The 324-nt window shown below is 51.2% G+C and carries 1 protein-coding gene; it reads left to right on the plus strand.

Annotated features, from left to right (window positions below):
- On the plus strand, window positions 1–310 hold a 310-nt coding region (locus tag HC175_RS22095; RefSeq protein WP_209310196.1), incomplete at its 5' end, for a GIN domain-containing protein.
- Window positions 311–324: the final 14 nt, after the last annotated feature.

Genomic DNA, 324 nt, shown 5'->3' on the forward strand with positions numbered 1-324 from the left:
AGGTGACTTTGATCTGCACCTGGTTTCTAAATATGTGCGGGTGACGGGAGATGATTTTTCTAATTTCTTTCTCCGCGGCAGCACAGATGATCTCAACCTCTACATCGCCAATGGCGACGGCAGAGTGGAGGCACAGGATCTCGAGGCAGGGAGTGTCGAGATTCAGCACCGGGGAACGAACAAGCTATTTGTGAATCCGCAGCAGGTGTTGAAAGGGGAGATAAGAAGCACCGGAGATGTAATCTCTGTGAACCGGCCGCCGGTGGTGGAGGTGGAGAGTTTTTACACCGGGAAGTTGATTTTTGAATGATATCGGGCGGTAGT

The organism is Salinimicrobium oceani (genome assembly GCF_012037645.1).